This window comes from Bradyrhizobium sp. WBAH42, from assembly GCF_024585265.1.
Classification (GTDB): Bacteria; Pseudomonadota; Alphaproteobacteria; order Rhizobiales; family Xanthobacteraceae; genus Bradyrhizobium.
In genome coordinates, this window is the sequence record NZ_CP036533.1 from 70,131 (window position 1) to 95,766 (window position 25,636).

At 64.9% G+C, this 25,636-nt stretch carries 26 protein-coding genes and 1 pseudogene; 12 read left to right on the plus strand and 15 right to left on the minus strand.

Annotated elements, in window-relative coordinates:
* The first annotated feature begins 25 nt into the window (after positions 1 to 25).
* Positions 26 to 259 carry a hypothetical protein gene (locus DCG74_RS00350; protein WP_025032002.1) on the plus strand — a complete coding sequence of 78 codons (234 nt, stop codon included), beginning with the start codon at positions 26 to 28 and terminating at the stop codon, positions 257 to 259.
* A 9-nt stretch (positions 260 to 268) separates the two neighbouring features.
* Complete coding sequence (locus tag DCG74_RS00355) at positions 269 to 445, plus strand: hypothetical protein (RefSeq protein ID WP_172788150.1); 177 nt, start codon at positions 269 to 271, stop codon at positions 443 to 445.
* Positions 446 to 604: 159 nt separating this feature from the next.
* Here the strand turns inward: DCG74_RS00355 and DCG74_RS00360 are convergent, their stop codons facing one another.
* A complete protein-coding gene (locus DCG74_RS00360) occupies positions 605 to 1,378 on the minus strand; it encodes an enoyl-CoA hydratase-related protein (protein ID WP_172788149.1) in 774 nt (257 codons plus the stop codon).
* A gap of 119 nt (positions 1,379 to 1,497) precedes the next feature.
* Here DCG74_RS00360 and DCG74_RS00365 point away from each other — a divergent pair, with 119 nt between their 5' ends.
* Positions 1,498 to 3,087 carry a gamma-glutamyltransferase family protein gene (locus DCG74_RS00365; RefSeq protein ID WP_172788148.1) on the plus strand — a complete coding sequence of 530 codons (1,590 nt, stop codon included), beginning with the start codon at positions 1,498 to 1,500 and terminating at the stop codon, positions 3,085 to 3,087.
* Positions 3,088 to 3,518: 431 nt separating this feature from the next.
* On the opposite strand, the gene DCG74_RS00370 is transcribed toward DCG74_RS00365, so the two are convergent.
* The 4 genes from DCG74_RS00370 to DCG74_RS00385 are packed head-to-tail and all read right to left on the minus strand — an operon-like array spanning position 3,519 to position 6,999.
* Positions 3,519 to 4,802, minus strand: a complete 1,284-nt coding sequence (locus DCG74_RS00370) for an FAD-binding oxidoreductase (RefSeq protein WP_172788147.1) — start codon at positions 4,800 to 4,802, stop codon at positions 3,519 to 3,521.
* 11 nt (positions 4,803 to 4,813) lie between these two features.
* On the minus strand, positions 4,814 to 5,545 hold the full coding sequence (locus tag DCG74_RS00375; protein ID WP_172788146.1) for an amino acid ABC transporter ATP-binding protein: 732 nt from the start codon (positions 5,543 to 5,545) through the stop codon (positions 4,814 to 4,816).
* Entirely contained in the window at positions 5,542 to 6,195 is a 654-nt protein-coding gene (locus DCG74_RS00380; protein WP_172788145.1) for an amino acid ABC transporter permease, read from the minus strand. Before DCG74_RS00380 ends, DCG74_RS00375 begins: the two co-directional genes overlap by 4 nt.
* A gap of 45 nt (positions 6,196 to 6,240) precedes the next feature.
* Positions 6,241 to 6,999, minus strand: a complete 759-nt coding sequence (locus tag DCG74_RS00385; protein WP_172788144.1) for an ABC transporter substrate-binding protein — start codon at positions 6,997 to 6,999, stop codon at positions 6,241 to 6,243.
* Between the two features lie 168 nt (positions 7,000 to 7,167).
* Here DCG74_RS00385 and DCG74_RS00390 point away from each other — a divergent pair, with 168 nt between their 5' ends.
* On the plus strand, positions 7,168 to 7,812 hold the full coding sequence (locus tag DCG74_RS00390; RefSeq protein ID WP_172788143.1) for a helix-turn-helix domain-containing protein: 645 nt from the start codon (positions 7,168 to 7,170) through the stop codon (positions 7,810 to 7,812).
* Between the two features lie 149 nt (positions 7,813 to 7,961).
* Here DCG74_RS00390 and DCG74_RS00395 read toward each other — a convergent pair whose 3' ends face one another.
* Together DCG74_RS00395 and DCG74_RS00400 are read right to left on the minus strand one after the other, a co-directional pair.
* Positions 7,962 to 9,227 (minus strand): D-amino acid dehydrogenase, encoded by a 1,266-nt coding sequence (locus DCG74_RS00395; RefSeq protein WP_172788142.1) that lies wholly within the window; start codon positions 9,225 to 9,227, stop codon positions 7,962 to 7,964.
* Positions 9,228 to 9,292: 65 nt separating this feature from the next.
* Positions 9,293 to 10,621, minus strand: coding sequence for an aspartate aminotransferase family protein (locus DCG74_RS00400; protein ID WP_172788141.1), 1,329 nt, complete (start codon positions 10,619 to 10,621; stop codon positions 9,293 to 9,295).
* Between the two features lie 148 nt (positions 10,622 to 10,769).
* Between DCG74_RS00400 and DCG74_RS00405 the strand changes: the two genes are divergently transcribed.
* On the plus strand, positions 10,770 to 11,318 hold the full coding sequence (locus DCG74_RS00405) for a cupin domain-containing protein (RefSeq protein WP_008561958.1): 549 nt from the start codon (positions 10,770 to 10,772) through the stop codon (positions 11,316 to 11,318).
* Positions 11,319 to 11,421: 103 nt separating this feature from the next.
* On the opposite strand, the gene DCG74_RS00410 is transcribed toward DCG74_RS00405, so the two are convergent.
* From DCG74_RS00410 to DCG74_RS00420, 3 genes are read right to left on the minus strand one after another with little or no spacing between them, the layout of a single operon-like run.
* On the minus strand, positions 11,422 to 13,683 hold the full coding sequence (locus DCG74_RS00410) for a xanthine dehydrogenase family protein molybdopterin-binding subunit (RefSeq protein WP_172788140.1): 2,262 nt from the start codon (positions 13,681 to 13,683) through the stop codon (positions 11,422 to 11,424).
* Positions 13,676 to 14,731, minus strand: a complete 1,056-nt coding sequence (locus DCG74_RS00415) for a xanthine dehydrogenase family protein subunit M (protein WP_172788139.1) — start codon at positions 14,729 to 14,731, stop codon at positions 13,676 to 13,678. Before DCG74_RS00415 ends, DCG74_RS00410 begins: the two co-directional genes overlap by 8 nt.
* Entirely contained in the window at positions 14,728 to 15,225 is a 498-nt protein-coding gene (locus DCG74_RS00420) for a (2Fe-2S)-binding protein (RefSeq protein ID WP_172788138.1), read from the minus strand. The genes DCG74_RS00415 and DCG74_RS00420 overlap by 4 nt, the downstream gene beginning before the upstream one ends.
* A gap of 251 nt (positions 15,226 to 15,476) precedes the next feature.
* Between DCG74_RS00420 and DCG74_RS00425 the strand changes: the two genes are divergently transcribed.
* Positions 15,477 to 16,115 carry a TetR/AcrR family transcriptional regulator gene (locus DCG74_RS00425; RefSeq protein ID WP_172788137.1) on the plus strand — a complete coding sequence of 213 codons (639 nt, stop codon included), beginning with the start codon at positions 15,477 to 15,479 and terminating at the stop codon, positions 16,113 to 16,115.
* A 379-nt stretch (positions 16,116 to 16,494) separates the two neighbouring features.
* Here the strand turns inward: DCG74_RS00425 and DCG74_RS00430 are convergent, their stop codons facing one another.
* Positions 16,495 to 16,698 carry a hypothetical protein gene (locus DCG74_RS00430; protein WP_172788136.1) on the minus strand — a complete coding sequence of 68 codons (204 nt, stop codon included), beginning with the start codon at positions 16,696 to 16,698 and terminating at the stop codon, positions 16,495 to 16,497.
* A gap of 489 nt (positions 16,699 to 17,187) precedes the next feature.
* Between DCG74_RS00430 and DCG74_RS00435 the strand changes: the two genes are divergently transcribed.
* Positions 17,188 to 18,165, plus strand: coding sequence for an ABC transporter substrate-binding protein (locus tag DCG74_RS00435; RefSeq protein ID WP_172788135.1), 978 nt, complete (start codon positions 17,188 to 17,190; stop codon positions 18,163 to 18,165).
* Between the two features lie 114 nt (positions 18,166 to 18,279).
* On the opposite strand, the gene DCG74_RS00440 is transcribed toward DCG74_RS00435, so the two are convergent.
* Entirely contained in the window at positions 18,280 to 19,095 is an 816-nt protein-coding gene (locus DCG74_RS00440) for a class I SAM-dependent methyltransferase (RefSeq protein WP_172788134.1), read from the minus strand.
* Positions 19,096 to 19,290: 195 nt separating this feature from the next.
* Between DCG74_RS00440 and DCG74_RS00445 the strand changes: the two genes are divergently transcribed.
* Positions 19,291 to 20,757 carry an NAD(P)/FAD-dependent oxidoreductase gene (locus tag DCG74_RS00445; RefSeq protein ID WP_172788133.1) on the plus strand — a complete coding sequence of 489 codons (1,467 nt, stop codon included), beginning with the start codon at positions 19,291 to 19,293 and terminating at the stop codon, positions 20,755 to 20,757.
* Positions 20,758 to 20,937: 180 nt separating this feature from the next.
* Here DCG74_RS00445 and DCG74_RS00450 read toward each other — a convergent pair whose 3' ends face one another.
* Positions 20,938 to 21,315 carry a PRC-barrel domain-containing protein gene (locus tag DCG74_RS00450; protein ID WP_172788132.1) on the minus strand — a complete coding sequence of 126 codons (378 nt, stop codon included), beginning with the start codon at positions 21,313 to 21,315 and terminating at the stop codon, positions 20,938 to 20,940.
* 222 nt (positions 21,316 to 21,537) lie between these two features.
* Between DCG74_RS00450 and DCG74_RS00455 the strand changes: the two are divergent.
* Positions 21,538 to 21,941: pseudogene (locus DCG74_RS00455) on the plus strand (DUF4864 domain-containing protein).
* A gap of 53 nt (positions 21,942 to 21,994) precedes the next feature.
* Here the strand turns inward: DCG74_RS00455 and DCG74_RS00460 are convergent.
* The gene (locus tag DCG74_RS00460) at positions 21,995 to 23,260 is read right to left on the minus strand and encodes an MFS transporter (RefSeq protein WP_172788221.1); all 1,266 of its coding nucleotides are present in this window, start codon (positions 23,258 to 23,260) and stop codon (positions 21,995 to 21,997) included.
* Positions 23,199 to 23,459: a hypothetical protein gene (locus tag DCG74_RS00465; protein WP_172788125.1), complete on the minus strand. Its 261-nt coding sequence runs from the start codon at positions 23,457 to 23,459 to the stop codon at positions 23,199 to 23,201. Before DCG74_RS00465 ends, DCG74_RS00460 begins: the two co-directional genes overlap by 62 nt.
* Here DCG74_RS00465 and DCG74_RS00470 point away from each other — a divergent pair.
* The 3 genes from DCG74_RS00470 to DCG74_RS00480 all read left to right on the plus strand — a co-directional run bounded on the left by DCG74_RS00470 (position 23,446) and on the right by DCG74_RS00480 (position 25,634).
* Positions 23,446 to 23,838, plus strand: coding sequence for a hypothetical protein (locus DCG74_RS00470; protein WP_257187608.1), 393 nt, complete (start codon positions 23,446 to 23,448; stop codon positions 23,836 to 23,838). The two genes, DCG74_RS00465 and DCG74_RS00470, sit on opposite strands and share 14 nt — an antisense overlap.
* 77 nt (positions 23,839 to 23,915) lie before the next feature.
* Positions 23,916 to 24,197 carry a hypothetical protein gene (locus tag DCG74_RS00475; RefSeq protein WP_172788130.1) on the plus strand — a complete coding sequence of 94 codons (282 nt, stop codon included), beginning with the start codon at positions 23,916 to 23,918 and terminating at the stop codon, positions 24,195 to 24,197.
* A gap of 9 nt (positions 24,198 to 24,206) precedes the next feature.
* Positions 24,207 to 25,634, plus strand: a complete 1,428-nt coding sequence (locus tag DCG74_RS00480; protein WP_172788129.1) for a TolC family protein — start codon at positions 24,207 to 24,209, stop codon at positions 25,632 to 25,634.
* The last annotated feature ends 2 nt before the right edge of the window (positions 25,635 to 25,636 follow it).

Sequence of the window (25,636 nt, forward strand, 5' to 3'; positions counted from 1 at the left end):
CGATCGCTTTCTACAGGAGGCGCCTATGGTCCAGGTCTATTTTCACTGCTCCAACACCGAGGGCACGCTGATCGACCGCTACGGCGCCGCCGTCGCCAATCTGACCGAGGCGCGCGACCGCGCCGCTCAGATCATGAACTCGATGATCCAGACCCCCGGTGCCGAAGACTGGCGCGACTGGGTGATCCATGTCAGCGACGACGCTGGCGAGGAGATCTTCGATCTCCCCTTCACCGCCATGCTCGGCAAGCCGCATTGAGGTGATGCCATGTTGCTCGCTTCACTGAGCCTGCTGCGTCAGCCCCTGAGCTTCGTCGCCACCCGATGGCAGACGCTGATCCGCGTCGCGGCCAACCCCTATCGCCCCGAGTTGCACTACATGCGCGGACCGGGCCCGAAATGGCGCGCCAAGTATCAGGCCAGCCGGCTGGATCGCATGCGCTGAGGCAGCGCTTAGCGGGCCTTTGCAGACATTTTTATCTTTCGTCATGGCCGGGCTCGTCCCGGCCATCCACGTTTTGGGAGCGCCGATACGAAGACGTTGGATGCCCGGGACAAGCCTGGACAAGCCCGGGCATAACGAGGGGAGAAAGTGTGCCCCACCTCACCTCCCCGTAAACCTCGCCTTGCGCTTTTCGACGAACGCGTTGCGGCCCTCGATGGCGTCCGCGCTCTTGCGGATCGTGGCCTGGAGCTCGATCTCGCGGCGGAACTGCGCCTGGTAGGTCGCGTGCTCGCTCTCCTCGACCAGGTTGCGGGTTGCGACCAAGGCGCGGGTCGGGCCTTCCGCCAGGCGGCGGGCCAGACCTAACGCCTCGTCCATCAGCTTGGCGTCGTCGACGACCTGCCGCACCAGGCCGATCTCCTGGGCACGTTCCGCCGTCAGCGGCTCGTTGAGCAGCATCAGCTCGAGCGCGCGCTGCCGGCCGATCAGTCGCGGCAGCAGCCAGGTCGAGCCGAGATCCGGCACCAGCGCGATGCGGCTGAAAACCTGGATGAAGCTCGCCGACCGCGCCGCGACGATGATGTCGCCGGCCATGGCCAGGCTAAAACCGCCGCCAGCCGCAACGCCATTGACGGCGACGAGGACGGGCACGCGGCATTCGCGCAGCGCCTTGAAGGCCGGCCAGTGGAAGCGCATCACGCCGGCCGCGATGTCCTCGCCGAGTGCCTCCGAGGCCTTCAGGTTCTGGCCCGAGCAGAAGCCGCGCCCCGCGCCGGTCAGGATCAGAGCGCGGATGTCCTCGTCCTGCGTCATCTCGGTCACGGCAGCGGCGAGCGCGCCGAGCAGGTCCGGCGTCATCGCGTTGAGGCTGGCCGGTTCGTCGAGCGTCAGGATCCCGACCGCGCCATCCCGCGCCTGTTTCACACCAGCCATGCCGCGCCTCCCTTTGGATGTTCTCGTTGGCGGCAATGTGCCATTGTCCGCGCGCTTCGCCAATTGCGGAGCCTCGCATTCAACGCAGCGAAGCCATCGACAAGCATCAAGACGACACCATGCCTCAGCAGTTCAGTCTCAACCAAACCGTCCGCAAGCCCGCCGTCACATCCCAGGGCGGCATCGTTGCCTCGCAATCGCGGCGGGCGGCTGAAGTCGGGGCGCAGGTGCTGGCCGCCGGCGGCGACTGCGTGGACGCGATCGTCGCGACCACATTTGCCCTCAACGTCCTCGAGCCCTGGAACAGCGGCATCGGCGGCGGCGGTGCGATGGTGCTCTACCGCGCCAAGGAAAATCGCTATGAGGTGATCGACTACGGCATGTGCGCGCCGCAGAGCCTGCGCACTGAGGACTATTCGCTCAGCGGCGAAGGCGCCGCCTCCGACCTGTTTCCCTGGCCAAGGGTGAAAGGCGATCGCAACATTCACGGCCCCGGCTCGATTGCCGTGCCCGGCGTCGTCGCCGGAATGGAAGAGGCGCATCGCCGCTACGCCAAGATGCCGTGGAAGGATCTGATCGCGCCGGCAGCTCGGCTCGCCGGCGAAGGCCTGCTGGTCGATTGGTGGACGACGGTGACGATCGCGGGCTCGGCAGCCGATCTCAGGCGCTATCCCGCGAGCGCGGCCGCATATCTGAAGGACGGCCTGCCGCCGACCGCGCCCTGGGGCATCAAGTTCGAGACGCGGCTGCCGCAGGACGCCCTGAAGGCGACGCTGTCACATCTCGCCGATGCGGGCGCTCGCGATTTCTACCAAGGCGATCTCGCCAGGAGCATTGCTTCCGACATCAAGGCCGACGGCGGCTCGCTGTCGGTGGAGGATCTCGCTGCCTTCCGCGCCCATCTGCGCGAGCCGCTGGCGATCCCCTATCGCGAAGGCAGGGTGTTCGCGACCCCCGAGCTCACCGCGGGGCCGACCATGGCGCATGCGCTGCGCCTGCTGCAGCAGAGCTTGACGCCCGCAGGCGCGCCGGATGCCGGCGCCTATGTCGAATATGCGCTCGCCCTGCAGGCCGCCTTCCGCGAGCGGCTCAAGGACATGGGCGATGCCGACGGCAAGCGCTCGCTCGGCGCCGAATATCTGGCGCCGGCCTGCACCACGCATTTCTCGGTGGTCGACCGTCACGGCAACATCGCGGCGGTGACGCAGACGCTGCTCTCGTCGTTCGGCTCGCGCTACGTGACACCGCACACAGGCATCACCATGAACAACGGCATCATGTGGTTCGACCCGTCGCCCGGTAACACCAACTCGCTTGCACCGGGCAAGCGCTGCCTCTGCAACTACACGCCGGTCATCGCCGAGACCAAGGACGGCAAGCGCCTCGCCGTCGGCGCCTCCGGTGGACGCCGCATCCTGCCCGCGGTGATGCAGCTCGTGTCCTTCGCGATGGATTACGGCATGGACCTGGACGCCGCCATCCACCAGCCGCGCATCGACGCCAGCGAAGGCGCGGTGGTGATCGGCGAGGCGCGCCTGCCGGCGGAGGTGCGCAAAGCGCTGGCCGCGCGCTTCGACTATGAAGAGAGCCGGCTGCAGGCGGTGCCGCAGAAGTTCGCCTTCCCGAGCGTCGTGATGCGCGAGGGCGAGCTCAATTCCGGCGCGGTCGAGATCTTCCAGCCGTGGGCCGATGCGGTGGCGGAGAGCTGAACGCGGGGATCGAAGAAAGATCGTGCCAGCGCGCGTTGAGCATTTGCGCGATTACGCATCAAGGCGAGCGTCACGACTCCTCCACATTCGCGGGGAACTTAGGCAGCCGAACGTCGTTCATTGAACGGACAAGTGCGCTCACCCCTGGAGGACATATGAAGAAACTTGCGTTCGCTGCGTCGCTGGTCATTGCGGCCGGGTTCACATTCACCAGCCCTGCTTTGGCCAAGGGCGGCCATGGTGGCGGTCATGGCCATGGTCATGGCCTTAAGATGGGCCATCATTACCATGGCACGCCGCCCGGCTGGTCGCATGGACGCAAAGTGGGTTGGCGCGGTTACGGCTGCCCGCCCGGACTGTGGAAGCAGGGTCGCTGCTAAAGCCGATCCGGAATTCACACAAGGCGTCGCTCCTCACGGGCGGCGCCTTTTTCATATGCCGAGCCGGTCCCGCACGCGGCCCGCGATCACGGCGGTGGTCACGCCGACCGGCCAGAACGCATGCATCGGGATCGGCTTGATGCCCGTGATTGGCATGTCGATCTCGGCCTTGGCGCCGCCGATCAGGCGGCGGGCGAGCTGCGCGCCCATCGCGGTCGAGAGCGCAACACCGCGACCGTTGCAGCCGAGCGAGATCAAAACGCTTTCTGCCGGCTCGTGCACGTGGGGATAATGGTCCTTGGTGATGGCGAGCCGGCTGTTCCAGCCGTGGGTCCAGGCAACGCCCTTGAGCTGCGGCCAGAGCCGCTCCGCATAGCGCATGAGGTAGGCGACGTCATGCGGCGACTTGATCCAGCGCATCGGGCCGCGTCCGCCCATCAGCAGGCGGTTCTGCTGATCGATGCGATAATAGACCGTGATGTGGCCGCTCTCGTAGAGAACGGGGCGCGTCGGCATGATCGAACGGGCGACCGCGTCGGAGAGCGGCGCGGTGGCGGCGATGGAGGAAAACACCGGCACGATGGTGCGGCGGAGCGCCGGCCAGAGATCGTCGGTAAAACCGTTGGTGGCGAGCAGGACCTTGTCGGCATGAACCACCGCGCGCGGCGTCTCGATGCGCCAGCGCGAGCCCTCGCGGCGCAGCGACAACGCCGGCGTCTCGCCATGAACCGTCGCGCCCGCCGAAATGGCGGCCCGCGCAAGCCCGCGGGCGTAGCTGAGGGGATGCAGATCGCCGCCGCTTGTATCGAGCATGGCGCCGATGTAGCGGTCGGTGCCGGTCATGTCGCGGAGCTGCGCTCGGTCGAGGTACGTCACTGGCAGGCCGCGGCGGATGCATTGCTGCGCGGTCTTCTCGATCGCGGCGGCGCTGCTCTCATTGTAAGCCGCGCGCAGCGTACCGTTCTGCCGCGCCTCGCACGGGATCTGGTAGCGGCGGATCAAATCGTGCGTGAAGTTGGTCGTGCCGTAGGCGAACGCGATCATGCGGCGGCCGAGGTCAGTGCCGAAATCGGCCTCGATCTGATCGGGATCGTGCTTCAGTCCGGGATTGGTGTGACCGCCATTGTTGCCGGACGCGCCCCATCCCGGCTCCTGCGCCTCCAGCACCAGCGCCTCGACGCCCTGCTCCGCCAGATGCAGCGCGGTGGAGAGGCCGGTGTACCCGCCGCCGACGATCGCGACGGAGACGCTCTTGTCGACGTCGAGCGGCGGCGTGGCAACCGGCGCGACTGCAGTATCGGCATAGAGCGAGGGCGGCAGAGGCAGGCGCGTCATGGCGAGTCCGGTCAGAGCGGATGCAGCACGCGGCGCAGGAAGTCCTGCGTCCGCGCGTGCTGCGGTTGATTGAGCACCGATTTCGCCGGCCCCTGCTCGACAATCACACCGCCGTCGATGAACAGCACGCGATCGGCAACATCGCGGGCAAAGCCCATCTCGTGGGTGACGACGACCATGGTCATGCCGTCGTCGGCGAGCTTGCGCATGACGCCAAGAACGTCGCCGACGAGCTCGGGATCGAGCGCCGAGGTCGGCTCGTCGAACAGGATGGCCTTGGGCTGCATGGCGAGCGCCCGCGCGATGGCGACGCGCTGCTGCTGGCCGCCGGAGAGCTGCGGCGGATGCGCGTCGGCCTTTTCCGCAAGCCCGACCTGGGCGAGCAGCGTCCGGCCGCGCTCCAGCACTTGCGCACGCGGCTCCTTCTTCACGAAGAGCGGTCCCTCGACGACGTTTTCCAGCGCAGTGCGATGCGGGAACAAATTGAAGCGCTGGAACACCATCGAGACCTGGGTGCGGATGTTCACGATCGACGGCGCGTCGCGGTCAACCTTCAGGCCTTCGACGCTGATCTCGCCGCGGTCGTAGCTTTCGAGCCCGTTGATGCAGCGCAGGATGGTGGATTTGCCGGAGCCGGAGGGGCCGATGATGCAGACCACCTCGCCCTTCTCGACGCTCGCCGTGATGCCCTTGAGCACCTCGACCTTGCCAAAGCTCTTGTGGACGTCGCTCAGCTCGATCATCGCTTGCCGGCCCGCTTCTCGAAGTGACGGACGAGCAGGATCAACGGAATGCTCATGGTGAGATACATCAGGGCGACCAGCGTGAACACGCTGGTGTTCTTGAACGTCGAGGACGCGATCAGCTTGCCCTGCAGCGCGAGCTCGGCGACCGTGATGGTCGAGGCCTGCGAGGAATCCTTCAGCATCATGATCATGACGTTGCCGTAAGGCGGCAGCACGATGCGCACCGCCTGCGGCAGCACTACGCGGCGCATGGTGAGCCACCAGCCCATGCCGATCGACTGCGCCGCCTCGATCTGGCCCTTGTCGATGGCCTCGATGCCGGCGCGGAAGTTCTCGGCCTGATAGGCCGAATAGGCGATGCCGAGGCCGAGGATGGCGGCCTGCAAGGCCGACAGCGTGACGCCGAGATCGGGCATCACGAAGTAGAGGTAGAACAACAGCACGATGATCGGGATGCCGCGGATCACGTTGATCAGGCTGGCGCTGAGCATCGACAGCGCTCTTATGCCGGAGACCCGCATCATCGCCCAGACGAGGCCCAGCACCGTCGAGAGCAGCAGCGAGCCCACCGTGACGATGATCGTCAGGGCGACGCCGTTCAGCAGGATCGGGAAGAACTCGACGGCGTCGCGCCAGAAGCCTTTCATCGGGCAGCCTTCGATCGATCAGGTCTTGCGGTCAGGTCTTGGCAATCAACCTTGCGCCTTCTGGCCCCATTTCTCGAGGATCTTGTCGATGGTGCCGTTGGCCTTCAGCTTCGCCAGCGAGGCATTGATCTTGCCGAGCAGTGCGCTCTCGCCCTTGCGCACGCCGATGCCGACCGAGCCGACGGTAACGGGCTTGTAGCTATCGACGAGACGCACGTCGGGGAAACCGCCCTGCTTCAGATTGTAGGCGAGGATCGGATAGTCGGCGAAGCCGGCCTTGAGACGGCCGGTGTTCACGTCGCGCAGGATGTCGGGGATGGTGTCGTAGGCCTTCACGTCCGCGAACAGGCCGGACTTCTTCAGCGCATCGACGAAGGCGGTGCCGACTTGCGCGCCGACCGTCTCGCCCTTCAGGTCCTCCTGCGCAGCGTAGGCCTTGGCATCGCCCTTCGGCACCACGAGGCCTTCGCCATAGGTGTAGATCGGGTCTGAGAAGTCGACGACCTCCTTGCGCGGCGCGGTGATGAACATCGCGGCCGCAATGATGTCGATCTTGCTCGAGGTCAGCGACGGGATCAGCGCCGAGAACGCCATCGGCTCGATCTGCACGTTGAGGCCGGCGTCCTTGCCGATCTCGGTGACGAGATCGACCATGATGCCCTGGATGGTGTTGGTCTTGGTGTCGAGGAACGTGAAGGGAATGCCTGTCGGTGTCGAGCCGACCTTCAGCACCTGCTGCGCCGAAGCCGGCACGGCTGTGGCAATGGCGAGCGCCGCGATTGCGGCCTGAACAAAACGCTTCATCGCATCCCCCTTTTGGGCCTGGCCGGCGCATGTCGCGATCAGACGTTGCGGGCCGGGCCGTTTCGGCCTATTTTCACTAATATGAAAATTTGGTCATACTTTCGCGGACGATGCAAGCGGTTTTCATGCACATGAAGGAAGCGGTTTGACGTGAGCGGTGGCAAAAGAATGCGCAAACCGGCCGCCGCAAAGCCGGCCAAGAAAAGGCCGGCTAAGGTGAAGGCCAAGCCGGCCGAGCCGGCGATGGACGTCGCGGTCGGCCGCCGCATCCGCGACCTCAGGCGGGTCAGGCAATTCTCGCTGGAGACGGTCGCCGCGCGCACGGAGCTGTCGATCGGCTTTCTCAGCCAGATCGAGCGCGGGCTGTCGTCGCCGTCGCTGCGCGTGCTGGCGACCCTCGCCGACGTGCTCGGCGTCGGCATCGCCGCGCTGTTCGGCGCGAGCCCGAGCGCCGACGGCGCATCGGATCAGGTGGTGACACGCGGGCTGCAACGGCCCGAGCTGAAGCTCTGGCGCACGGGCGTGTCCAAACAATTGCTGAGCCCGGCCAGCAGCGACAACAAGCTCAATCTGTTCCTGGTGCATCTGGAGCCCGGCGGCTCCACCGGCGATGAGCTCTACACCCACGACGGCGAGGAGGCCGGGCTGGTGCTCGAAGGCGAGATGATGCTGACGGTGGACAGCCAGACGTGGTCGCTGAAAACAGGCGACAGCTTTCGCTTCGCGAGCCGAAGGCCGCACCGGTTTTCCAATCCGGCGCAGGATGCAAAAGCCGTGGTGCTGTGGGTGAATTGCGTGACGGGGGCGGGGTAGCTGCTTCAACGCACGCGGCGGACTGAAGAAATCCCGGGACATCTCCACGCCGTCGTTGCGAGCGAAGCGAAGCAATCCAGAGTCTCACCGCGGAGACGGCCTGGATTGCTTCGTCGCTTCGCTCCTCGCAATGACGAGGGGATAGAGCCTTAGCCAAACCGGTGCTTGTACCGCTCCACTGACAGCGCGCTGACGTCGATCTCCGGCTTCTTGCCTGACAGCATGTCGGCGAGCACGCGGCCCGAGCCGCAGGACATGGTCCAGCCGAGCGTGCCGTGGCCGGTGTTGAGGTGCAGGTTGGCGTAGTGCGTCGGGCCGATCACAGGCGGGCCGTCCGGCGTCATCGGGCGCAGGCCGCTCCAGAACGTCGCCTTGGACAGATCGCCGCCGCGCGGGAACAGGTCGGTCAGCGAATGATCGAGCGTGTCGCGGCGCGCGTCGTAGAGCTTGCTCGAATAGCCCGAGATCTCCGCGGTCCCGCCGACGCGGATGCGATTGCCGAGGCGGGTGATCGCGACCTTGTAGCTCTCGTCCATCACGGTCGATTCCGGCGCGCCGGAGGCGTCCTTGATCGGCACCGTGATCGAATAGCCCTTCACCGGATAGACCGGCAGCGAGATGCCGAGCGGCGCCGCCAGCCGCGACGACCAGCTGCCGAGCGCGAGCACGTAGGCGTCCGCCTGCAACAGGCCGGCGCTGGTCGCGACCCCGCTGACGCGCGCGCCCTCGGTGACGATGCGATCGATCGAGGTGTTGAACATGAAGCGCACGCCGAGCGCCTGGGCGTGCTTGGCGAGCGCCTGCGTGAACATGTGGCAGTCGCCGGTCTCGTCCTGCGGCAGGCGAAGTCCGCCGACGAACTTCTCCTTCACGCCGGCAAGCGCCGGCTCGACTGCGATGCAGCCCTCGCGGCTCAGCACCTCGAAGGGAACGCCGTACTGCTTGAGCACGGCGATATCTTCGGCGGTGCCGTCGAGCTGGGCCTGGTAGCGAAACAGCTGCAGCGTGCCCTGCGAGCGCTCGTCGTACTGGATGCCGATGTCGCGGCGCAGATCGCGTAAAGAGTCGCGGCTGTATTCCGCGATCGGAATCATCCGGCTCTTGTTGACCGCGTAGCGTTCGCTGGTGCAGTTGCGCAGCATCTTGAGCAGCCAGACCCACATGACGGGATCGAGCTTCGGCCGGATCACCAGCGGGCCGTGCTTCATCAACAGCCACTTGACCGCCTTCACCGGCACGCCGGGGCCGGCCCAGGGCGAAGAATAGCCGGGCGACACCTCGCCCGCATTGGCGAAAGAGGTCTCCAGCGCCGGCTCCGGCTGACGGTCGACGACCGTCACCTCATGGCCTGCACGCGCGAGGTAGTAGGCAGAGGTGACACCGATGACACCGCTGCCGAGGATCAGAACTTTCACGCTTCGTCAAACTCCCGCGGCGCTCGCCGCTGCAAGGACACAACTCGCAACGGCGAGAGCAATTATCAGGCCACCTTCTTAATGGCGTCCCCGAGGATCGAGACCATCTGGTCGATGTGGCTCTTCTCGACGATGAGCGGAGGCGACATCGCGAAGCTGTCGCCGCTCATGCGCAAGTAAAGGCCGGTGTTGAAGCAGTCGACCATGACGTCATAGCCGCGCGCGCCGACGACGCCGTCGCGCGGGGCGAGCTCGACCGCGCCCATCAGGCCGCAATTGCGGATGTCGACGACGTTCGGCAATCCCTTCAGCGAGTGCAGCGCATCGCGCCAGTATTCGGCGATCGACGCACCGCGCGTGAGCAGGCCTTCGTCCTTGTAGATGTCGAGCGTGGCGATGCCGGCGGCGCAGGCGGTCGGATGCGCCGAATAGGTGTAGCCGTGGAACAGCTCCATCTGATTCTCGGGGCCGACCATCATGCCGTCATGCACCTTGCGGCTCGCAAACACGGCGCCGCAGGGAATGGTGCCGTTGGTGATGCCCTTGGCCGTCGTCATCAGGTCCGGCGTGACGCCGAAGAAGTTGGCGGCGAACGGCGTGCCGAGGCGGCCGAAGCCGGTAATGACCTCGTCGAAGATCAGGAGGATGCCGTGCTTGTCGCAGATCTCGCGCAGGCGCTGCAGATAGCCCTTCGGCGGCGGCAGCACCGCGGTCGAGCCCGGCACCGGCTCGACGATGACGGCGGCAATGGTCTCGGCGCCATGCAAGGCGACCAGACGCTCGAGATCGTCGGCGAGCTCGGCGCCATGCTCGGGCTGGTCCTTGGCGAAGGCGTTGCGGGTGAGATCGTGGGTGTGGCGGATGTGGTCGACGCCCGGCAGCAGGGTCGCAAACGCACGACGGTTGGCGACCATGCCGCCGACCGACGTGCCGCCGAAGCCGACGCCGTGATAGCCCCGCTCGCGGCCGATCAGGCGGGTGCGGCTCGACTGGCCGTTGGCGCGGTGATAGGCCAGCGCGATCTTCAGCGCGGTGTCGACCGACTCGGAGCCGGAATTGGTGAAGAAAATGCGATCGAGGCCCTTCGGCGCGATCTCAGCGAGGCGCTCGGCGAAGTCGAAGGCCAGCGGGTGGCCCATCTGGAACGTGGGCGCGAAATCCAGCGTCATCAGCTGGCGCTCGACCGCGGCGGCGATCTGCTTGCGGCCGTGGCCGGCATTGACGCACCAGAGGCCGGCGGAGCCGTCGATCACCTTGCGGCCGTCGACGGTGGTGTAATGCATGCCCTCGGCCGAGGAGAACAGGCGCGGCGCCTTCTTGAACTGCCGGTTGGCCGTGAACGGCATCCAGAACGAGTCGGTCTTGATGGTGTTCGGAATCTGATGAAGGGTCACGGCCGCGCTCCTTTGCTGACCCGCTAGCAGAGCCACGGCTTGGAAACCGCAACAAGTCCTTTTCTGGTGACCTGCAAGCCATTGATTTGACTGGGGCTGTCGGTCCATATTTGCGCGATCCGCAACACCTGCAACACGGGACCAGGGCATGAGCGTCGACATCGGTGGACGGCTGCGATTCATCCGGGCGCGCCACAAGCTGTCGCAGCGCGAGCTGGCCAAGCGTGCCGGCGTCACCAATTCGACGATCTCGCTGATCGAATCCAACCAGATGAACCCCTCGGTCGGCGCGCTCAAGCGCATCCTCGACGGCATCCCGATGGGGCTCGCCGAGTTCTTCGCGCTGGAGCCGGAGTCCAGGCGCAAGATCTTCTACCGCGCCGAGGAGCTCACCGAGGTCGGCAAGAAGCCGATCTCGTACCGACAAATCGGCGACAATCTGTTCGGCCGCAGCCTGCAGATCCTCAAAGAGCGCTACGAGCCCGGCAGCGACACCGGGCGCGTGCATCTCGTCCATGACGGCGAGGAAGGCGGCATCGTGATCTCAGGCAAGCTCGAAGTCACCGTCGAGGACGAGCGCCGCATCCTCAATCCCGGCGATGCCTATTATTTCGAGAGCCGCCGCCCGCATCGCTTCCGCTGCGTCGGCGGCAAGCCGTGCGAGGTGATCTCGGCCTGCACGCCGCCGACGTTCTGAAGGCGAGATCGACGCATCCGGCGCGACTCGTTCACCTCTCCCGCAAGCGGCAGAGGGAGCGCACCTCCGTCGTTGCAGCGATTTGGCCTCATTTCATCGCGCTTCAAAGCTGAGTCAGCAACTCCTCGATCCGGATCGGAAATTTGCGCACCCGCACGCCGGTCGCGTGCCAGACCGCGTTGGCGACCGCGCCGGCGCTGCCGGTGATGCCGATCTCGCCGACGCCCTTGATGCCGAGCGCATTGACGTGCGGATCGTGCTCCTCGACGGTGATGACGTCGAGCGGCGGCACGTCGGCATTCACCGGGATGTGGTACTCGCCGAGATCAGCATTCATGATCCGCCCGCTGCGGCGGTCGGTGATCGCCGCCTCGTGCAGCGCGAAGGACAGGCCCCAGATCATGCCGCCGAACAGCTGGCTCTGCACCATGCGCGGGTTGACGATGCGCCCGGCGGCGAAGGCGCCGACCATGCGACTGACGCGGACCTGGCCGAGTTCGGGATCGACCTTCACCTCGGCGAACACCGCGCCGTGGGCATGCATCGCATATTGCTCCATCGCCGCAGGGTTCGGCGCGCCGGTGCCGCGCGCCTCGACCTCGGCAACGCCGGCGCGCGCGAGAATCTCGGCATAGCTCTCGCTGCGGCTCTCGTCGTCGCGGCGGATCAGCCTGCCGTCGCGCGCGATCACGCCGGCATTGCCGGCGCCGAACAGCGGCGAGCGCTCGTCGCTGGTGGCGAGATCGGCGAGCTTTGCGATCACGGCCGCACCGGCGCTGTGGATCGCCGCGCCCGCCGTTGCCGTGTGCGCCGAGCCGCCGGCGATACCGGCGTCGGGCAGGTCGGACGTGCCGGACTTGAAGTCGAGGCGGTCGATGTCGAGGCCGACGGAATCGGCCGCGATCTGCGCCAACGCCGTCCAGGCGCCCTGCCCCATGTCGTGCGCGCCGATCTCCATCACGCCGGAGCCGTCGCGGCGGATCGCCGCGCGCGCCTCGGCCTGGAACATCAGCGCCGGGAAGGTCGCCGTGCCCATGCCCCAGCCGACCAGGAGGCCGGCATCGTCGCGCATCTGCCGCGGCTGCAACGGACGCTCCGCCCAGCCGAAGCGCGCGGCGCCCTGCTCGTAGCAGGCCCGCAGCGCCTTGGAGGAGAAAGGCCGCCCCGTCATCGGCTCCACCTCGGCGTAGTTCTTCAGGCGGAAGGCCAGCGGATCCATGCCGCAGGCCCAGGCCATCTCGTCGATCGCGCTCTCCAGCGCGATCGAGCCGGTCGCCTCGCCGGGCGCGCGCATGAACAGCGGCGTGCCGGTGTTGACGCGGACGGCATCGTGCGAGGTGCGGATCGCCGGCGCCGCATAGAGCGTGTGCGAGGCATCGGCGGCGGGCTCGTAGAAATCGTCGAAGGTGCTCGACACCGTTCTGGCATGGTGGTCGAGTGCGGTCAGATGGCCCTCGTGATCAGCGCCGAGCCGCAGGCGCTGACGTGTCGGCGCGCGATGGCCGACCGGGCCGTACATCTGCTCGCGGCGCAGCACCAGCTTGACTGGCCTGCCGACGAGCTTTGCCGCCATGATGCCGAGGACCGGCGGCCCGCCCATGAGCCCCTTCGACCCGAAGCCGCCGCCGAGGAACGGGCTGCGCACGTGGATCTTGTCGGGCGCGATGCCGAACAGTTCGGCGATGCGCGCCAGCGACAGCTTCAGGCCCTGGGTCGGCATGTCCACGGACAGCCTGTCGCCATCCCAGTGCGCCACGACAGCATGCGGCTCCATGGCGTTATGATATTGCGGCGGGGTCTCGTATGTCGCATCGATCTGCTTTTCGGCTGCGGCAAGGCCGGCCTCGACATCGCCGCGGTGATATTCGGTCGGGTTTCCGACGCCGACGACGGGCGGCACAAAACTCTCGCCGGCGTCGAGCCCAACCAGCGGAGGCAGCGTCTCGTAGCGCGGTGCCAGCAGCGCGGCACCTTCGGTCGCGGCTTCAAGCGTCTCGGCGATCACGACGGCAATCGGCTGGTTGGCGTAGCGGACTTCGTTGCTCTGCAACGCCTCCATCCGAAACACGAACGGATTGGTCTTGATCTCCGGATCGATCGCGAGCGCCGGCTTATTCTCCGGCGTCATGACGTCGACGACACCGGGATGGCGTTTTGCGGCAGCGACATCGAGCGAGACGACGCGGCCTCGCGCGATGCTGGAGACGGCCATCACGGCAAACAGCATGCCGGGCGGATGATTGTCCGCGGCGTAAGTCGCCTGCCCCGTCACCTTGAGGATGCCGTCACGGCGGGTCAGCGGCTGGCCGATATTCGAGCCGTGCCGCAGATGAGCGGGAGCGCTGGTGAGGTTGAGCTCAGACATGGATGGCTCCGGAGGTCGAGGCAAAGGGAGAGGCCGGCAGCGCGGGTATCCGCGCGGGCATGCCGGCGGCGGCCAAGGTCAGCGCGCGCACGACGATGCGACGCGCGAGCTCGATCTTGAAGGCGTTGTCGCCGGACGGCTTTGCGCCCTCGAGCGCGCGCCAGGCCGCCTCCTGGAATGCGTCTGCCGTGGGCGCGGCGCCCTTGAGGACGTCTTCCGCTGCGCGAGCGCGCCAGGGCTTTGCGGCGACGCCGCCGAGCGCGAGCCGCGCCTGTGCGATTCTGCCGTTCTCGATCCGCAGCGCAGCCGCGGCCGAGACGACGGCAAAGGCATAGGAGGTGCGCTCGCGGACCTTGAGGTAGCGCGCATGCGCGGCAAAGCCGCGTGCAGCGGGCGGCAGGCGCACCGCGACGATGAGATCGCCGGGCTCGAGCACGGACTCGCGCTCGGGCGCATCGCCCGGCAGGCGGTGCAACTCGTCGAGCGCAACCTCGCGCCGGCCGCCCCTGCCCTCGATCTCGACGATGGCATCGAGCGCGACCAGGGGCACGCAGAAGTCGGAGGGGTGCGTGGCGATGCAGCTCTCGCTCCAGCCGAGCACGGCATGGCTGCGGTTCTCGCCGTCGCGCGCGTCGCAGCCGGAGCCGGGCGCGCGCTTGTTGCAGCGGCTGGCAGTGTCGTAGAAATACGCGCAGCGCGTCCGTTGCAACAGGTTGCCGCCGACGGTGGCGGCATTTCGCAACTGAGCCGACGCACCGGAGAGCAGCGCTTCGGCCACAGCGGGATAGGACCGCGCAAACTCCGCATCATGGGCGAGATCGGCATTGCGCACCAGCGCGCCGATGCGCAACGACCCGTCCGCGAGCGTCTCGATTTGGTCGAGGCCATCGAGACGCGTGACGTCGACCAGCCGGTCCGGACGGCTGACGCCGCCCTTCATCAGGTCGAGCAGGTTGGTGCCGGCAGCGAGGTAGACCGCGCCCGGCTCGGCCGCGGCAGCAACGGCTTCAGTGACCGTGGCCGGCCTGACATAATCGAACTGTTTCATGCGGAGCGCCTCTGATTGGTCTCGTCCATCCCGGCCTGCGCGTCCAGCACGGCATCGACGATGCCGGCGTAAGCGCCGCAGCGGCACAAATTTCCGCTCATGCATTCGCGGACGCGCTCGGGATCGTTGCCGGCCTGGCCTTCGCCGATCATGCCGATCGCGCTCATGATCTGGCCGGGCGTGCAGAAGCCGCACTGGAAGCCGTCATGGGCGATGAAGGCGGCCTGCACCGGATGCAGCTGGTCGCCGCGCGCGAGGCCTTCGATGGTGAGGATGTCGGCGCCGTCGTGGCTGATGGCGAGCGCGAGACAGGAGTTGATGCGCTTGCCGTCGACCAGAATGGTGCAGGCGCCGCACTGGCCGCGGTCGCATCCCTTCTTGGTTCCGGTCAGATCGAGGCGCTCACGCAGGAGATCGAGCAGCGTGACGCGCGGATCGTCGAGGACGAAGTCGCGCCGCGCACCGTTCACGGTGAGGCTGATGGAGTGGTTCATACAAGGCTCCGATCAGATTTGGACATGAGTCATCGCGCAGCGCGCCACCGCCGTGGCCGCCGTCGAATAGCGCCGCCCGAACATGATGCGGCCGGCGCACGAGCGAAGATACGGAGGCACCCTCCGTTTAACAAGAGCCGCCCGGAAATATTTGGAATTCGTCAAAACCGCGTGCGCCGCCAACGCGATGCAGCCCTGCATGGGTCCGGCGAGGGTTCAATCTAACCAATTCGTGATCTACATTGCGCGCCATGGACGACCACACCGACCAGACCCGAAAGCCCCGCGCCGATGCCGTGCGCAATCGCGAGCGCGTGCTCGAAGCGGCCAAGCTGGTGTTCAGCGCGGGCGGGCCCGAGGCGAGCCTGGAAGCCGTGGCGAAGCGGGCCGGCGTCGGCATCGGCACGCTGTATCGGCATTTTTCGACGCGCGAGGCCTTGTTCGAGGCGGTGTATCGGCGCGAGGTCGAGCAGTTCAGCGAGCTTGCCGAGTTGCTGAAGAACGAGAAGGACCCGGTCGAGGCGCTGCGGCGCTGGTTGCACTCGGGGGTCGAGTTCGTTGCGACCAAGAAGGGGATGATGGCGGCGCTGGCGCTCGCGGTGCAGAGCGGGTCGGAGCTGCATGCTTTCTCCTTCGAGCGTCTGACCAAGGCGATCGGCTCGCTGCTGGACCGGGCGGTCGCAGCTGGCGAGATGCGCGCCGACCTCAGCCCGGAGGACCTGCTGCGCGCCTTCTTCGGCATGTGCTACGTGCACGACCAGCCCGGCTGGCAGGCGACGGCGCTGCGCCTGCTCGACGTGTTCGTCGACGGCTTGCGGGTGCCGCCGCCCAGCAAGGCCAAGGCGCGCTCGTCGAAGACGACGAAGCCCGCGACGAAGCGGAAGCGGTAGGGCGTGCAGAGCGACCTACGCCGCAGGCGAAGCGCTTCGCCACGCGGGTCGCAAACCACAATCCAAGATCATGTGAAAACCGGCAGCACGATCTCTGATTTATGAAGGCGCTCTTTTCAGGAGCGCCTACGCACGATGGGAGCGTGTTTTTGCGCCAGACTAGGTCTGGATCGCTGCTACAACATTGTTCACGTCTGCCCTACAAAGGCGACGAGCACGCCATTTGCTGCGAGCACCGATACAAATAACCATCTGCCACGAACTGAGATTGTAGCTGCACGGTCGTTTATTTCGGTTGTGAGGACTCAACTCATGACGAAGCACTTTTCAAACAGCGTTGTGCCCTACTTCGTTGTAGTCGTCATATCCATGGTGACAATCACGATTGCAGCAACATCGGTGGGTGAGTCAGTTGTTGCAGGCATCGCTGCTTCCATACCAGGCCCATTCCATCTCGCACATGCAGGCGCGGTGTCGAACCAACCGAAGCTCGCTCGTGCGCCAACAGGTTGTGGGCTTCGATCTGCTCCGCCGCAATGGAAGGTGGACTGGCTTTTCCAGCCGCCTGGAAATCCCCTGCCATGAATCATCGCCAAGGGCCGCAGCCCGCAACTCTTCTTAACCTGGAAGGCAAGCCGACGCTTTGCCTCTCGTTCGCTGCACCGCATCACCGTCACCTCTGTCGAAGATATTGACTGCTTGTGAAGTAGTTTACATCTCCTCGCTCATGGCGCGGCCTAGTGTGAAGACAAGTTCTTGCTTTGACGGAGGCCTCCCATGCTCTCAGCAATCAAATGGAATTCTCGCACTCGCGAATGGGTAATGTTGGCTATTACACTCGTTGTCGGCGCACAGGCAAACCGGCAGGAGGACGAAAGGAAGCAAAGGCAGCCACTCTGGAAGCATTTCGACGATACCCATCATTGGGATGAAACCGCTGAGGAATGGGTCCCCAACCAAGATCACTGATCGTGCAATGCGCCAGAGCGGCGCCTATGACAGTAACGGACATGGCCCTTCTGGATGAACTGCCGGTCTCTACGATGGCTTTTAAGTACAGCTGGAGTCAGGGATGAACCGGAGGCAGTTCATTGCCACGGCGGTTTGCGTGATCGGGTGGCCAGTCGTGGGGCTGGCGCAGCGGACCGGGAGTGTTCCTCGCATCGGGTTTCTCGGTCTTGGCAAGTCCGAGGATTGGACTGACCAGATCGAAGCCTTGCGCCTTGGACTTAAGCGCTTCGGATATCACGAAGGCCGCAACCTGCTGATCGAATTTCGATGGGCCGCCGCGATTGCTGAATTGGATAGGTTTGCCGAAGAGCTTTCGAAGTTGAATGTCGACATTATCATCGCGCCGGCGTCGACGCAGGTTGAACCCGCACTGCGGGCCACGAGGACGATCCCGATCGTTTTTGCGCAGCACGCCGACCCAGTCGGAATTGGGCACGTAGCCAGTCTGGCGCACCCGGGTGGCAATGTTACCGGGGTATCGATGGTCCTTACAGAAATGGCTGCCAAAGGATTGGAAATCCTTGTCGAGGCACAACCGGGGACGAAGCGTGTGGGGGTGCTGTGGAATTTGACCACGCCGACGCATGCCCGTGTACTGTCCGTCCTTGAAGAAGCGGCTAAGCGCAAGAGCATCGATTTGGTGGGAGCGCCGATCAGCACGGCCGACGATTTCAACCGAGCTTTTGACCTGATGGTGAACGAAAAGGTTGCTTCGGTGCTTGTCCCATCGTCCCCGATCACAAACGCTCGCCGTCGGGCGCTCGCCGAACTGGGTATCAAGCACCGATTACCGACCATGTTTGCGAACAGAGCGAACGTGGAAGCTGGCGGGCTCATGAGCTATGGACCGAACTTCAACAGCATGTATCGTTACGTCGCCTTCTTTGTCGACAAGATACTGAAAGGGGAAAAGCCGGGCGACCTCCCTGTCGAGCAGGCTTCAAAATACGAGCTGGTACTCAACCTTGCGACGGCACGTCTCATTGGAGCCGACTTGCCATCGGTCCTCATTGCTCGTGCGGATGAGGTGATTGAATAGCATCGAAATGTCTGAACTGGCCCCTTGCGTCACGCTGCGAGGCTCATGACCGTTCGGTCCTCGGAGGAGACGGAAGCAGCGATCTCCTTCGCATTTTAACCCAAGCGGGGCTCACTAGAGGGAAGCAATCGCTACGAAGGATTGCTGCGGAAATGTCAGCTTGCCACCTGCCAACATCGAACGATCAAGGCGAGAGGCTGCATCATCGGAAATCGAGACGATTAGGCGCTCCCGCTCAGGTACCTCCTTGTCCTTCAGGAGCCCAGCCATTGGTGTTGCCGTGAGCTGAAAGCGAACATAATCCAACATTGACGGAAACTTGATCTGTTTGGTGACCGTGGCCACATCGACAAGATCAAAGCCCGCCTGCTTCGTCCAATCGGCAATCTCCTGAGCATCGCAAGAGAGATGCTCAGAACGCTTGGTGCGTGACGCCTCTTCTCCGAGGCACTCATCGAGCGCCTGGACAAATGCGTACGCTGCGGGGGTGTTCTCAATTGCGCTGTAAACGCTGAAGCCTGCGCGGCCTCCGGGCTTGAGCACCCGCACCATTTCCTTTAGCGCGAGAGACCGATCTGGAAAAAATTGAAGCCCGAGCTGGCAAAGCACCACGTCGAAACTGCCTGCATCGAATGGAAGGTCGAGCGCGCTCCCCTCGATCCATTCAATCTGTGGAGTCTTCGAGCGCGCAATCGCGAGCATGGCACTATTGAGATCAAGGCCAACGACGCGTCTCGCCAGGCCAAGCTGCTCCGTGAACCTCGCTACGACCCCAGTTCCACAGGCGATGTCGAGTACGCTGTCGCCGCGCTTTGGCGCGATGCGGTCGAGCAGGTCGCCGGCCCATAGTGAAGTGATCGCTGGTACCAGGTACCGATCGTAAAGTTCCGGCGCGGTGGCATCCATTTGCCAATGTTCTTCGACCGACATGACTTCCCCTATGATCACTAGTGGAAAGCATTGCACGCTCGCAGCGTTGATGCTGACCTATTGGACGAGGAGCTGCAAGGGGCGAGGCCGCTTCTGGCGCCTTTCTTTGAACCTCCGGTTCGCCACACCGACTCAATCTCTTGAGTACCCGTGCCCACGTGGGTGGGCATCGTTGTCGTTCGCCGGGAGGAGACGATGACGATTTCATCGCCGCTTCTGCGGCCCGCCGAGCTCGAACAGGTGGGGAAGAAGATGAGCAAAATCGTCATTTGCGGCGGAGGCGTGATTGGATTGAGCGTTGCGACGATGCTTGGTCGCGACGACCACGACGTCACGGTCCTGGAGGCTGATCCGGCCGGTCACCCTGTGGTCGCTGCCGAGGGATGGGACACGTGGGCACGTCCGGGAGTTGCACAATTCAGGCAACCACACAGCCTCGGTTCGCGATTTCGGATGATCAGCGATCTGGAATTGCCGGGATTGACGGATGATTTGCTGCGCGCCGGATGCGTTTGGGTGGACTTTCTCGACAGTCGATCTCTTCCCCCGACGCTAACGGACAAGACACCGCGTCCCGGCGACGAGGCCATGCGCTTCGTCACTGGAAGGAGGCCAATTATAGAATGGTCCGTAGCTGCAATGGCGCAAGCCGCGCCTAACGTTGCTATTCGTCGGGGGACCAAGGTTCGCGAACTGATCATTGGCGCATCGGCGGTCGCGCGTGTGCCGCACGTCACGGGGGTGCGCACGACATCCGGCGAAGAGATTCGCGCTGATTTGGTCATCGACGCCATGGGACGGCGAAGCACGGCTTGTGACTGGATCAGCGGCGCGGGTGCCCGCAGCCCGTTCGAGGAGGCCGAAGACAGCAACTTTGTCTATTTTACGCGATATTTCTCGGGGCAACAGCGGCCTCGCAGGATGGGACGCGCGCTTACTCCGATGGGCTTGTTCTCGATCCTGACCCTGGACGGCGACAACGACACCTGGTCGGTCACCTTGTATACCTCGTCGAGAAACAAGGCGATGCGCGCCTTGCGCGATACGGCGACATTCCATCGCGTCGTCTCAGCGTGCCCACGGCAAGCCCATTGGCTCGACGGCGAGCCAATAACACCCGTCCTTCTGATGGCGGGAGTTATCGACCGATACCGGCGATTTGTCGTCGATGGCCGTCCCGTCATCACGGGATTCGCTGCTGTCGGCGATGCATGGGCGTGCACCAACCCGTCCGCCGGACGAGGCTTGAGCGTCGGACTTCTGCACGCACAGGTGCTTCGCAATGTTGCCCGCCGACACCTCGACGATCCCGAAGCGTTCTCCCGGGAATACGACGCCGAGACCGAAATCCAGGTCGGTCCGTTTTACCGCAACCAGATCGCCGCGGACCGCGCGCGGATCGCTGAGATGAATGCTCTGGAAGCGGGCACGCCGCTGCCCGCACCCAACCCGGTCATGGCCAAGCTTCTCATTGCGTCGTCTCAAGACGCCGACGTGCTCCGTGGCATCATTGAGATCGCAATGTGCGTTGCGCTGCCTCAGGAGGTCGTCACCAGACCGCGCGTCGCCGCAAAACTGGCTGAAATGGACGGCTATCAAATCCCGCCGGATCCCAACATCATCGACCGACACCGAATGGCAGCGCTGCTGGACAGCTCGTAGGATGGGGGTAGATCGCCAGCGAAACCCATCCTTTCTCCAAGGCGAAAGCACTAGGCATTGCGAAGTCCAGTCCTCCGATCCAGTGAGGACAAGTCAATCAGCTTCTGCCCGATTGGCGACTTGCACGACCTCTGATGTTGGTGCCGCCGTCAGTTCAGCTGTCCTGACGCGCAGCTGGCGTTATAGGCCACCTCGCCCTTCCCAGTAGGTTGGCGTTCCATAATACCGGTGAGTTCGCTGTTCCCAGTCTCGATCTTCCCAGGAGTCATCGCTGAACTCGGGCGCATCCCTCAGCTGTTGCTCGGTGATATTGGTTCGAAAACCGCCAAGCGACCTGTCATATGTCAGAGCGCCCCAGGGAATGGGGTAGTGGCTGTGACCCAAACCCACAAATCCACCAAAGCTCATGACCGCATAAGCCACGCGCCCTGACATCTTGTCGATGATGAGGTGATCAATCTCGCCGATATTCGTCCCATCTGCTCCATAGACCTCGGTTCCCTCAATGTCCTCGCTTGAGATGCAGTGATGATCCGGATGGGCTGTTGCACGGGCCATGACTTTGCTCCTTGATAGGGTGGTTTTGCCGGCTTAACTCGGCCATCGCGGAGCCGTTCCTGCCTTAGGAGAACATGTCGCAGCTGCCTGCGGTTTGTGTCGCTGTCCCGGATGAATGGGCATCTGGAGCATCCAAGCCCAGCGCGTGATATCTGAGTGCACGTCCTGTCGGCGCAGATGTGCTAGGATCGCCTCCGCCGGGATCTCAACGCGGAGCCTGCCATGCGCATCGCAGCCTTGCTGATCGCCTCATCGTTGCCTGTCATCACGCAGCGTTTGCCGGCGATGTCGCGGCCGCCCAAAGCGTGATCCGCGCCCAGGAGCAGGCCTTCGTTCGCGACGATGCGACGGCGGCCTATTCCCATGCGGCACCGGCGATCAAGGAGATCTTTCCCGCACCCGACATCTTCATGTCCATGGTGCAGAACGGCTACGCGCCGGTCTATCGTCACAAGAGTTTCGAATTCGGCGAGAGCAGGACTGATGGCACCTGGATCGCCCAGCGCGTTCATATCGTCGATGCCAATGGCGAGGCCTGGGAGGCGCTCTACACGCTCGAGCAGCAGGGCGACGGCAGCTACAAGATCACCGGCTGCTCGCTGCTGAAGGCGGGACAGGCGGTTTAAAGCATGATCCGGAAAAGTGTGTAGCGGTTTTCCGAAAAGATCATGCTCAAACTTCAAGTGGCAAAACCCGCCCCGGTCTTGACCGAGCCCATCCGCGCGCGGATCAAGAGCAGCACGACGATGCCGATGTTGAGCGCATTCCAGGCGACGCCATTGGCGAACGCCGCGGCATAGGAGCCGGTGGCATCGAAGATGACGCCTGACACCCAGCCGCCGAAGGACATGCCGAACACGGACGCAAAGATCACGATGCCGACGCGGGTCGCGGCCTCGCTCGCCGGCATCGCCTCGCGCACGATGATGGCGTAGCTCGGCACGATGCCGCCCTGGAACAGGCCGAACATCGCGGAGATCAGATACAGCGAGGTCAGGCTGTCGAAGAACAGATAGAACACCAGCGCAAAGCCCTGCGCCAGCGATCCCACCAGCAGCGTGCGGATGCCGCCGATCTTGTCGGCGAGGTAGCCCGAACCGATCCGGCTGACGATGCCGCAGCCCATCATCAAGGACAGCATCTCGGCGCCGCGTGCGACGCCATAACCGAGATCGCCGCAATAGGCGACGATGTGCACCTGCGGCATGGCCATCGCCACGCAGCAGGAGATGCTGGCGATCGAGAGCAGCACCGTCAGCGTATTCGTCGACAGCCTGAGATCGACCCGCGGCGGCGGTGCGTTGGCATGATCGTGGACGGTGTCGCGGCCCATTTGCGCGCGCAGGATCAGCACCAGCACCGTCATCAGGCCGGCGCAGACGATGCCGATGCCGATATGGGTGTAGCGCCAGCCGATCTCCTGCGTGCCCCAGCTCACGATCGGCGGCCACATCGCGCCGGCGACATAATTGCCGCTGGCGACGATGGTCACGGCCAATCCGCGATAGCGCTCGAACCAGTGCGAGGCTTCGGCCATCAGCGGCGCGAAGGTCGCGGAAGTGCCGAGCCCGATCAGGAAATATGCCGCCACGAACTGCCACAGCTGCCCCGACAGGCCCGCGAGCACATTGGCAACGCCGAGAAAGGCGATGCTGATCGCCATCGCCGGCACGATGCCGAACCGGTCGGTGATCTTGCCGGCGATCACGCCGCCAAGCCCGAAGCCGAACATCATCAGGGTGAAAGCCAGCGACACCGCGCCGCGCGTGGCAGCGAATTCGGTCTGCACCACGGGAATCACGACCACGACCGCCCACATGCCGACGGCGCCGATCGAGCCGATCACGAGGGCAAGGACGAGTCGCACCCAGGCCTGACGGGAGTCAGGGGTGAAGGAAGCAGGTGTTTGTCCTGGATGATTTGGCGCGTGCACGGTCAGGACCATGTTCGCGGACCGTCGCATGGTCAACCAGCGTGCCGCGATATTGGGCATGCGCGGTGCGCTGCGGTAATAAGTTCTTGGCGAATGCGTCTTTTGACATTAGGTTGCAATAAGCGCGTGCAACATTGCCGCGCGAGGAGCCTATCGGCGGGATGTTGTTGCGATTGACGCGATCGGTGCGGATCAGGGTGGGGCGAATCATCGCCCTCGCCTATCTGTTCTGCGTGCTCGCGCCAGCCGCAAGCCTTGCCTGGGGCAGTGCTGCGCCCTGCCTTGGCGACGAGGTTTTGGCGGACCTCGTTCCGGTGCATCATCACATGGCTGCGAGCCATGGCGATGTTCCGCACGAGCATGCGGGCACCCCTTCCCAGACTGCCGCGAAGGATGCACCTCTTCCGAATCATCACGACGGCAAGGGAACAGTGGGCCCGTGCTGTGCGATGATGTGCGTCAGCGCGCTGCCGGCCGATCTGCCCAGCGTCGCCACGCCGGTCCAGCCGACGTCGACCTGTGCGCCCGCGATCGTGCCCAGCCTGCACAGCGCCGCGCCGCCGCAGCACTACCGTCCCCCCATCGCCTGATCTGACACGACGGCGTCGGTTTCGATGCGCGCTTTTGCGCGCGCGAACCTGTGGTCTTTCAGATCAGGAATGAAGACATGCTTGCGCTTTCCGGGGCGACATCCGCCGCATCTGCGGTGGGTGAACGACACGCTCGATTCATTTGGCTGCTGCTGGCCTTTGCTGCGTCGGCACTGTCCGGCTGCATGCCGGCAACGACGCAGATAGCCAGCGCGGATCCCGCCGATCCGGCGGCGAAGGTGGCCCCAATCGGCTATCGCTCGACCACCGCGCCCTATACCAGCCTGCGGCCGGCGACGCCGGCGCCGTGGCGTGACCGCAACCAGGCGGTGACGCCGCTGCCGAAGCAAGACCGCTAGGGGCGCGCCATGGCACAGCATTTTGCGCGAGCCCTGCTCCTGCTCGCCGCGCTCGGCATGTCCGGCTGCGCTGCGTTCTCGCCCGACGGCGGCATGACTGATGTCGCGGATCTGACGAGCCGGACCATCAACAAGGACGTCGCCTTCGTGCGCTCGGCCGAGGGCGCCGCCACGGTCGACGCCCGCGTCCGCCAGCTGCTCTCGCGCACCCTCAGCGTCGACGCCGCCGTGCAGATCGCACTACTCAACAACAAGGGACTGCAGGCTGCCTATAACGAGCTGGCGCTGGCGGAGGCCGACCTGGTCGAGCAGAGCCTGCCGCCCAATCCGGTGTTCGCGGTCTCGCGCATCACAGGCAATGGCGCCAGCGAGATCGAGCGCCAGGTGGTCGGCGACATCCTCGCGCTCGCCACCCTGCCGTTCCGCTCCGAGATCGCCCGGGAGCGCTTTCGCGGCGCGCAGCTGCGCGCCGCGCTGGCGACGCTGCGGCTCGCCGCGGACATGCGCCGCGCCTATGTCCGCACTGTCGCTGCCAACGAGATGGTGGGGCTGCTGACCGACGCGAAAGCGACGGCGGAATCGACCGCGCAGCTCGCGCTCAAGCTCGGCGAGACCGGCTCGCTCAACAAGCTCGACCAGGCCCGCGAGCAGGTGTTTTATGCCGAGACCACCGCCGACCTCGCCACCGCGCGGCAGGCGGCGGGAAGCGCGCGCGAAAGGCTGGCGCGCCTCATGGGGCTGTGGGACGACGGTCTCGACTTCCGCCTGCCCAATCAATTGCCGCCGCTGCCGCGCCGGCCGCTCGCCCTCCCCACGATCGAGGCCGATGCGGTCGCGCATCGCATCGACCTGCAGATCGCACGGCTGGAGCTGGCCGCGCTGGCGAAGGCGTTGAACCTCACCGAGGCGACGCGTTTCGTGACGCTGCTCGATCTCGCCGGCATCTCCCGCCGCACCCAGGATCCGGAAGGACCACCGTTCCGCGAGCGCGGCTTCGACGTTCAGTTCCAGATTCCGATCTTCGACGGCGGCGAGGTGCGCGTGCGCCAGGCCGCCGAGACCTACAATCTCGCCTTCAACCGCCTGACCGAGCGGGCCGTGAATGTGCGCTCCGAGGCGCGCGACGCCTATCGCGTCTATCGCTCCACTTACGACATCGTCGGCCACTACCAGCGCGAGATCATCCCGTTGCGCAAGATCATCACCGAGGAGATGCAGCTGCGATTCTCCAGCATGCAGGTCGACATCTTCGCGCTGCTCACCGAAGCGCGGCAGCGCCTCGCGGCGCTGCGCGGCGCGATCGACGCCAGGCAGAGATTCTTCCTTGCCCAGGCCGATCTGCAGACCGCCGTCAACGGCGGCGGCGCGTCCGCCGCCGGCGGGGACAATCCAACCACTATCGCCGCGGCAGCACCTGCCGAAGGCGGCGGACACTAAAG

Coding starts and splice junctions, on each gene's coding strand:
- DCG74_RS00380 (WP_172788145.1), bottom strand. CDS start 6,195: ATGAAAGGCTTCTGGCGCGACGCCGTCGAGTTCTTCCCGATCCTGCTG.
- DCG74_RS00460 (WP_172788221.1), bottom strand. CDS start 23,260: ATGGTCCTGACCGTGCACGCGCCAAATCATCCAGGACAAACACCTGCT.
- DCG74_RS00360 (WP_172788149.1), bottom strand. CDS start 1,378: ATGGCTGGTGTGAAACAGGCGCGGGATGGCGCGGTCGGGATCCTGACG.
- DCG74_RS00440 (WP_172788134.1), bottom strand. CDS start 19,095: ATGTCGGTCGAAGAACATTGGCAAATGGATGCCACCGCGCCGGAACTT.
- DCG74_RS00375 (WP_172788146.1), bottom strand. CDS start 5,545: ATGATCGAGCTGAGCGACGTCCACAAGAGCTTTGGCAAGGTCGAGGTG.
- DCG74_RS00370 (WP_172788147.1), bottom strand. CDS start 4,802: ATGACGCGCCTGCCTCTGCCGCCCTCGCTCTATGCCGATACTGCAGTC.
- DCG74_RS00365 (WP_172788148.1), top strand. CDS start 1,498: ATGCCTCAGCAGTTCAGTCTCAACCAAACCGTCCGCAAGCCCGCCGTC.
- DCG74_RS00355 (WP_172788150.1), top strand. CDS start 269: ATGTTGCTCGCTTCACTGAGCCTGCTGCGTCAGCCCCTGAGCTTCGTC.
- DCG74_RS00445 (WP_172788133.1), top strand. CDS start 19,291: ATGACGATTTCATCGCCGCTTCTGCGGCCCGCCGAGCTCGAACAGGTG.
- DCG74_RS00410 (WP_172788140.1), bottom strand. CDS start 13,683: ATGTCTGAGCTCAACCTCACCAGCGCTCCCGCTCATCTGCGGCACGGC.
- DCG74_RS00475 (WP_172788130.1), top strand. CDS start 23,916: ATGCTTGCGCTTTCCGGGGCGACATCCGCCGCATCTGCGGTGGGTGAA.
- DCG74_RS00465 (WP_172788125.1), bottom strand. CDS start 23,459: ATGATTCGCCCCACCCTGATCCGCACCGATCGCGTCAATCGCAACAAC.
- DCG74_RS00350 (WP_025032002.1), top strand. CDS start 26: ATGGTCCAGGTCTATTTTCACTGCTCCAACACCGAGGGCACGCTGATC.
- DCG74_RS00415 (WP_172788139.1), bottom strand. CDS start 14,731: ATGAAACAGTTCGATTATGTCAGGCCGGCCACGGTCACTGAAGCCGTT.
- DCG74_RS00425 (WP_172788137.1), top strand. CDS start 15,477: ATGGACGACCACACCGACCAGACCCGAAAGCCCCGCGCCGATGCCGTG.
- DCG74_RS00420 (WP_172788138.1), bottom strand. CDS start 15,225: ATGAACCACTCCATCAGCCTCACCGTGAACGGTGCGCGGCGCGACTTC.
- DCG74_RS00385 (WP_172788144.1), bottom strand. CDS start 6,999: ATGAAGCGTTTTGTTCAGGCCGCAATCGCGGCGCTCGCCATTGCCACA.
- DCG74_RS00430 (WP_172788136.1), bottom strand. CDS start 16,698: ATGGCAGGGGATTTCCAGGCGGCTGGAAAAGCCAGTCCACCTTCCATT.
- DCG74_RS00390 (WP_172788143.1), top strand. CDS start 7,168: ATGCGCAAACCGGCCGCCGCAAAGCCGGCCAAGAAAAGGCCGGCTAAG.
- DCG74_RS00405 (WP_008561958.1), top strand. CDS start 10,770: ATGAGCGTCGACATCGGTGGACGGCTGCGATTCATCCGGGCGCGCCAC.
- DCG74_RS00480 (WP_172788129.1), top strand. CDS start 24,207: ATGGCACAGCATTTTGCGCGAGCCCTGCTCCTGCTCGCCGCGCTCGGC.
- DCG74_RS00450 (WP_172788132.1), bottom strand. CDS start 21,315: ATGGCCCGTGCAACAGCCCATCCGGATCATCACTGCATCTCAAGCGAG.
- DCG74_RS00435 (WP_172788135.1), top strand. CDS start 17,188: ATGAACCGGAGGCAGTTCATTGCCACGGCGGTTTGCGTGATCGGGTGG.